Here is a 6,603-nt window from a genome sequence, read left to right on the forward strand (position 1 = left end):
CCCGCCCGCGAACCCCGCACCGTCCTGCGCACCCTCGAATGCAGCGAATGCCGCGCCCCCGGCCCCGCCGAAGCCCTCCCCGGCGGAAAATGCCGCACCTGCCAAGGCGCCCTCACCCCCCGCACACCAGGCCTCCCCGCCCAACGGGTCCGGGCCAAGGCCGACGAGGTCCGCGCAGCCCTGCTCGCCCCATCGGACCGCCCCAAGCGCTGACCACGGCCCGGGGCGGCGGCCCGCCGGTTCAGCTGCCGAAGATGCCGTTGATGTCCACGTCGGCCGCGTAGTAGAAGCCGACCGCGATCAGGATGATCGTGCCGGGGAGCATGAAGCTGGTGACGATGAGCGTGGCCTTGGGGATGGCCTTGGACGCCTTGCGCCGGGCGTTCTGCGCGTCGGTGCGCCGCATGTCGTTGGCGATCTGGATCAGGGTGTCGACGATGGGGGCGCCCAGCTCCTCGCCCTGCTGGAGGGCGGAGACGAACATGGAGACCTGTTCGGACTCGTTGCGCCTGCGGAGCTGGTCGAACGCGTCGCGTCTGCTGACGCCCATGTCCATCTGGCGCAGGGTGATCCGCAGCTCGTCGGACCACGGGCCGGTGTACTTCTCCGCGACCCGCTCCAGTGCCTGCCGGAAGCCGAGACCGGCGGAGACGACGACCGCGAGGACGTCGAGGAAGTCGGGCAGGGTGCGTTCGATGTCGTCCTTGCGCCGGCTGATGGCGGCCCGGATGATCACGTCCGTCCAGAACATGCCGTAGACGAGCAGGACGACGGCGAGGACCACCTGCCCGTTCATCAGCATGGCCAGGGCGGCCAGGATGCCGAGGCCCCCGTAGACGGCGCGCCGGGCGGCGTAGCGGTCGACGGTCAGGCCGCGCGGGTTGCCGGCCATGTCCAGCTTGCGCCGAATCCTGTCGACGCGCTTGGGGCCCATCATGGACAGGACCCGGGGGGCGTACGGCATGCCGATCCGGTCGATCGCCGAGCCGGCCGCGCTGGTGCGGCTGGCGCCGACCTCCAGGGCGACGGCCAGGTCGCCGGGGAGCTTGGCCTCGGCGCGGTACATGCGGATGCCCTGGAAGACGCCGAGTACGGCGAGTCCGATGACGGCCGCGAGCAGGAGTTCCATCCGTGTCTCCTCGTTCCTTTCCGGCCGTCAGACGCGGACGCGGGTGAGGCGGTTGATGAGGAAGAAGCCGAGGCCGTAGAGGCCGACGGCCACGACGACGGCGATGCGGCCGGGGGTCGCGGCGGCCATGTCGTCGAGCGCGCCGCCCCGCATGCCGTTGATGACGAGCAGGAAGGCCAGCCCGAGGACGGGGACGGCGACGGCGGTGACCTTGACCTGCGAGAGCAGGGTGGTGACCTCGCGCCGGGTCTCCTTGCGCTCCTCCAGCGTGTTCGTGAGGTTGCGCAGCGAGGAGACGATGGGGCCGCCCGCCCGGTTGGAGAGGATGAGGGTGGAGACCAGGACGGTCAGCTCGCGGGAGGGCAGCCGTTCCACGAGTTCGTCGAGGGCGTCGTCGAGGGAGTGGCCGATGGCCAGCCGGTCGGCGACCCGGCGCAGCTCCTCGTGGGCGGGGTCGTCCAGTTCCTCGACGGCCATGGAGATGGCGGTGCGCAGGGCGAGGCCGGCCTGGGTGGCGTTGGCGAGGACGCGGGTGAGTTCGGGGAGCTGGTTGATGAAGGCCTCGGTGCGTCTGGCGCGCTGCCAGTCGAGGAAGGCGTTGCCGCCCCAGGCGCCGATGAGGACGGCGAGGAGCCCGAAGAACGGGGCGAAGACGGCCGCCGTGACGAAGTAGAGGCCGAGCAGGGCCGCGGCGGCGTAGACGACGTACTCCCCCGGCGTGAGGTCGAGGCCGGTGACCGCGAGCTTGCGTTCGACGCGCTTGCCGGGGCGGGTCCTGCGCAGGCGCCGGTCGAGGCCCCGGAAGCGGCGGACGCGGCCCCGGAGCTCGGGTGGTCCGGTCTGGGACATGCGGTCGATCAGCGCCCGCTGCTGTTCCCTGTCCGAGGCGAGGATGTGGAGGCCGAGGACGGCGAGCACACAGGCGAGCAGGGTCACGCCGACCGTCAGGAGCGGGAGGTTGTCCATGTCGGGGGGCCTTCTGGGTGAGCGGCGGACGGGAGGCGGGGCGGGGTCAGGCGGTGGACGTGCGGACCAGGAGTTGTCCGTCGGTGTCGGCGACGCCGAAGGCGGCCGGGACCGTCTCGTTCGCCATGTAGAAGCGTTCGGCGACCCGGCGCGGCACCGGGAAGTACGCGAAGCGCCCGTACACGCGTCCGTCCGCCGCCATCGGGAGGGCCTCGAAGCGGCAGACGGAGACGATGCGGTAGTCCTCGCGGCCGTACGAGTCGACGACGGCGATCTCGGTGACGCGGCGGGAGCCGTCGCCGTGCCGGGTCAGCTGGATGATGACGTCGACGGCGCTGTTGATCTGGTCGTGGATCGCGGCGAACGGGATCTCGACCTCGGACATGGAGCTGAGGGTCTGCAGCCGCATCAGCGCGTCCTCCGCGCTGTTGGCGTGGACGGTGGCGAGCGAGCCGTCGTGGCCGGTGGACATGGCCTGGAGCATGTCCAGGGTCTCACCGCCGCGGACCTCGCCGACGATGATGCGGTCGGGCCGCATGCGCAGCGAGTTGCGGACGAGGTCGCGGATGGTGACCCGGCCCTTGCCCTCGACGTTGGGCGGGCGGCTCTCCAGGGTGATGACGTGGGACTGCTGGAGCTGGAGTTCGGCGGAGTCCTCGATGGTCACGATGCGCTCGCCGTCGGGGATGAGGCCGGAGAGGGCGTTGAGCAGGGTGGTCTTGCCGGTGCCGGTGGCGCCGGAGACGATCACGTTGAACTTGGCGCGGACGAAGCCGGCGAGCAGGACCAGCATGTGTTCGTCCAGCGAGCCGAGCGCGATCATCTCCTGGAGCGTGAAGGCGCGGGGGAAGCGCCGGATGGTGAGGATGGGGCCCGAGAGGGAGAGCGGCGGGATGATCACGTTGACGCGCTCGCCGGAGGGGAGCCGGGCGTCGACCATCGGGTTGGACTCGTCCACGCGGCGGTTGACCGTGGAGACGATGCGTTCGATGGTCTGCATCAGCTGTTCGCCGGACGAGAAGCGCATCGGGAGGAGTTCGAGGCGGCCGCCGCGCTCCACGTAGACCTGGTCGGGGCCGTTGACCATGATCTCGCTGATGGAGGCGTCCTCCAGGAGCGGTTCGAGGATGCCGAGGCCCAGGGCCTCGTCGACGACCCGCCGGATGAGCTGCGAGCGTTCGACGGAGGACAGGACGGGGCCCTCGCGGCTGATGATGTGGCCGAGGACGCGTTCGAGGCGTGCCCGGCGCTCGGCCGCCGCGAGGGCGGACATCTCGGCGAGGTCGATCTCCTCCAGGAGTTTGGCGCGGTAGGCGCCGACCAGCCGGCTCTCCTCGCTCATCCCGTTCGCCGGTTCGGGACTGGTGATACGCGCCCGCAGGCTCATGTGCTCGACTCCCTCGTTTCCTGTGGCCGCATGGTCGGTTCCGGGTCAGTCGCTCGGCATGGTGGCGCTCTTCTCGACGGAGCCGAAGGAGAACATCGGCAGCAGGCTGGGGATGGAAACCCGCACGTGCACGGTGACCGCCTCGCCGCCGGTCTCGCTCGTGACCGTGGCCCCGTCGGCCAGCCAGCTGCTCATGGACTGCTTCGCCACGGCGCCCGCCCGGTGCTGCTGGTCCTCGGTGGAGGCCACCCGGGCCGCCGCCCGCGCCGCCGTACCCGCCTGCTGGGCGGCGTACACGGCGAGGCCGAGCTGGACCACGGCGAGCGCGACGACGAGGAGCAGGGTGAGCACACCCACGTACTCGATGACCGCCTGGCCGCGCTGCCGGGAATCCGTGCCGTGCCGTCTCACCATGCGTCACGCCCCTCGTTCCTGGCCCTGGCCTCGCCGGTGGCGTGCATGGGCAGGCTGAACGCCCCGGGGAACAACAGGGGTACGTCGATGCGTACGGTCGCGGTGACCATGTCGCCGGCCTCGCCGCACTCCACGTGCGTCGTCCAGGCGCCGGGGACGTCCTCGCGCGCCGCCCGGTCGCAGGCCGTTCGGTCGCCCTCCGCGACGGCGGCGGCCCTGACGGCCTTGTCGGCGGCGTTCCCCGCCAGGATGTACGTGTAACAGACCATCGCCGCCTGCCAGAGCAGCGCGAGGGTGACGAGGATCAGGGGCAGGGCGCCGACGAACTCGATGGCGGTCTGGCCCCGGTCGGACCGGACATCGCGTGCGTCACGGGGGGCGCGTGCCTCACGGCGGCCCGGGGCCCCGCGCGCCGCCGCCCGCCGCCGGTCCGCGGGCAGGAGGTTCACTTCGCACGCCCCCGTCGGCCGCCCGAGGAGGCGCGGTCACCCTTCGCCCGGCCCGGCCGGGAGGTTCCTTCGGCGTTCTTGACCAGCCCGAGTTCTCCGGCGATCCCCCACAGGGCCTGCTTCACCGTGGACTTGGCGTCCAGGTCCTGGAGGCGTCCGGCGTCCACCACGGCCTGGAGTTCCTTGAAGTTCGCCGGGACCGCGATCCGCGCGACCCTGGTGGCGGTGATCCGCTCGATCAGCGCGGGCTGGATCTCCGTCTGGCGGGTGTGGCGGTTGACGACGGTGACGGTCTCCTCGGCCTTGCGGACCTGGAGGCGGTCCCAGAGCCGGACCATGCGCTTGGCGGCCCGGACGGTGATCACGTCCGGGGTGGTGACCAGCACGGTGCGGTCCGCCATCTCGACCGCCGCCGCGTTGGCCGAGTTCATGTACGTGCCGCAGTCGATGACGACGACCTCGTAGCGGTGGCGCAGGGCGCTGACGGTCTGGCGTACGACGCGGTCGGTGACGTCCTCGCCGCGCTCGCCCTCGGCCGGTGCGAGGAGCAGGGCGACGCCGGATTCGTGGTTGTACAGGGCGTCCTGGAGGACCCGGGGGGAGATGTCCTGGATGGTGGCGAGGTCGACGACGGACCGGCGGAACTGCACGTCGAGGTAGGAGGCGACGTCCCCCGACTGGAGGTCGAGGTCGGCGAGGGCGACGGTGTGCCCGGAGGCGGCGGCGGCCAGGGCCAGCTGGACGGCGGTGACGGTGGTGCCGACGCCGCCCTTCGCACCGCTGACCGTGACGACGGTGCCGCCGGGGCCGGTGAGGGCCTCGGGGCCGGCTCCGAGGTGGCGGCGGACCCCGACGGACCAGCCGGAGGCGGCCTGGACGCGCTGGGCCAGTTCCTCGTACGAGAGGGGCAGGCCGACCAGGCCGCGTGCGCCGGAGTCCATGGCGGCCGAGTAGAGGCCGGGGCTCGTGTCGGCGGTGACGAGGACGACGCCGACGGCCGGGAAGCGCAGGGCCACTTCCCGGATCAGCTCCAGGGCCGGGACGGGGCCGATCCGTTCGTGCACGAGGACGACCTCGGGCAGCTCGTCCAGGGATTCGGCGGCGAGCCGGGCGAGGGTGTCGAGCAGTGAGGTCGAGTCGCCCAGCGGCACGGCCGGCTCCACGTCGGGGAGCTGGCCGAGCAGCGTGGAGACGGCTCGGGCGGCGTCGGCGTCGCCGACGGCCGGGAGGATGCGTGTGCTCATCCGGTCCTCACCTTGACTCAACCAGGATGCCCCGTCCTTCAAGGCGGGAAGGAATGGGTCCTGATTGCGGAGCCGCGAAGCGGCGGAGTTCGCTGCACATTGGTTCTGACCTGTGCTTTCTTTCGTTGTCAGTGAGGGCTGTTAGGTTGCGAATCATGGCGACGACACCAGCGGTTGAGCAGGGTTCCGGGCTTGCCCGGTACACCTTCCGGCTGCGTGTGTCGTCGACCGCGCGGGCGGGTCTTGAGGCGGAGTGGGCGCGGTGTCGGTGGGTGTGGAACGAATGCGTGGCCATGTCCCGCAAGGTCCACGCCGCGAACCGGGATGCGGCTGAGAAGGCGACGTGTGGTCCGGGCCGGCTCGACAAGTTGCTGACCGAGGCGCGGCAGTCGATGTCCTGGCTGCGCGCGGGTGCATCGGTGCCGCAGCAGCAGACCATCCGTGACTTCGCCACGTCCCGGTCCAAGGCGGTCAAGGACATCAAGGCGAAGCTGCCGGTGCGGCGGCGGGCCGGGATGCCCCGCATCAAGCGGAAGCGGGACGCGCGGCCCACGCTGAACTACACCCGGCGCGGGTTCCGCCTCAAGGACGGCCGCCTGCACCTGGCGGGCGGCATCGCCCTGACGGTCGTCTGGTCCCGCGAGCTGCCGTCCGTGCCGTCCTCGGTGCGGGTGTACCGGGACAGTCTGGGGCACTGGTACGCCTCGTTCGTCGTCGCCATCGAGACCGACCCGCTGCCCGCCACGGGGCGTGTGCTCGGGGTGGACTGGGGTGTGAAGGAGACCGCCACCACCACATCCGACGCCCACGACCTGCCCCACCCCGGCCATGGAAAGAGCGCGGCGCGGAGGCTGGGGCGCTATCAGCGGATGATGGCCCGCCGCCGCCCCGCCAAGGGCAAAGCCGCGTCCAAGGGCTACCGCACCGCCCGGCGGCAGGCCGCGAAGCTGCACAAGAAGGTGGCCCGGCAGCGGCAGGACACCGCCCGCAAGTGGGCCAAGGCGGTGGTCCGCG

General features: G+C 71.7%; 7 protein-coding genes and 1 pseudogene. 2 read left to right on the forward strand and 6 right to left on the reverse strand.

What is annotated here, in order from left to right; genetic code table 11:
• Positions 1-213 (forward strand): annotated as a pseudogene (locus tag ABZ564_RS32475) (hypothetical protein); the annotation flags it as partial.
• Positions 214-241: 28 nt separating this feature from the next.
• Here ABZ564_RS32475 and ABZ564_RS32480 read toward each other — a convergent pair.
• The 6 genes from ABZ564_RS32480 to ABZ564_RS32505 all read right to left on the reverse strand — a co-directional run bounded on the left by ABZ564_RS32480 (position 242) and on the right by ABZ564_RS32505 (position 5,589).
• Complete coding sequence (locus ABZ564_RS32480) at positions 242-1,129, reverse strand: DUF5936 domain-containing protein (RefSeq protein WP_360863063.1); 888 nt, start codon at positions 1,127-1,129, stop codon at positions 242-244.
• A gap of 27 nt (positions 1,130-1,156) precedes the next feature.
• The gene (locus tag ABZ564_RS32485; protein WP_360863065.1) at positions 1,157-2,095 is read right to left on the reverse strand and encodes a type II secretion system F family protein; all 939 of its coding nucleotides are present in this window, start codon (positions 2,093-2,095) and stop codon (positions 1,157-1,159) included.
• A 46-nt stretch (positions 2,096-2,141) separates the two neighbouring features.
• Positions 2,142-3,482 carry a CpaF family protein gene (locus tag ABZ564_RS32490; protein WP_360863067.1) on the reverse strand — a complete coding sequence of 447 codons (1,341 nt, stop codon included), beginning with the start codon at positions 3,480-3,482 and terminating at the stop codon, positions 2,142-2,144.
• 45 nt (positions 3,483-3,527) lie between these two features.
• Positions 3,528-3,896, reverse strand: a complete 369-nt coding sequence (locus tag ABZ564_RS32495) for a TadE/TadG family type IV pilus assembly protein (RefSeq protein WP_360863069.1) — start codon at positions 3,894-3,896, stop codon at positions 3,528-3,530.
• The gene (locus ABZ564_RS32500) at positions 3,890-4,228 is read right to left on the reverse strand and encodes a pilus assembly protein (protein WP_360863075.1); all 339 of its coding nucleotides are present in this window, start codon (positions 4,226-4,228) and stop codon (positions 3,890-3,892) included. Before ABZ564_RS32500 ends, ABZ564_RS32495 begins: the two co-directional genes overlap by 7 nt.
• Before the next feature lie 113 nt (positions 4,229-4,341).
• Positions 4,342-5,589, reverse strand: coding sequence for an AAA family ATPase (locus ABZ564_RS32505; RefSeq protein ID WP_360863071.1), 1,248 nt, complete (start codon positions 5,587-5,589; stop codon positions 4,342-4,344).
• A 155-nt stretch (positions 5,590-5,744) separates the two neighbouring features.
• Here ABZ564_RS32505 and ABZ564_RS32510 point away from each other — a divergent pair.
• Positions 5,745-6,603, forward strand: an 859-nt coding sequence (locus ABZ564_RS32510) for a transposase (RefSeq protein ID WP_360863073.1), incomplete at its 3' end; no start/stop codon positions are given.

The sequence above is a fragment of the Streptomyces sp. NPDC019224 genome (assembly GCF_040632605.1).
Classification (GTDB): Bacteria; Actinomycetota; Actinomycetes; order Streptomycetales; family Streptomycetaceae; genus Streptomyces.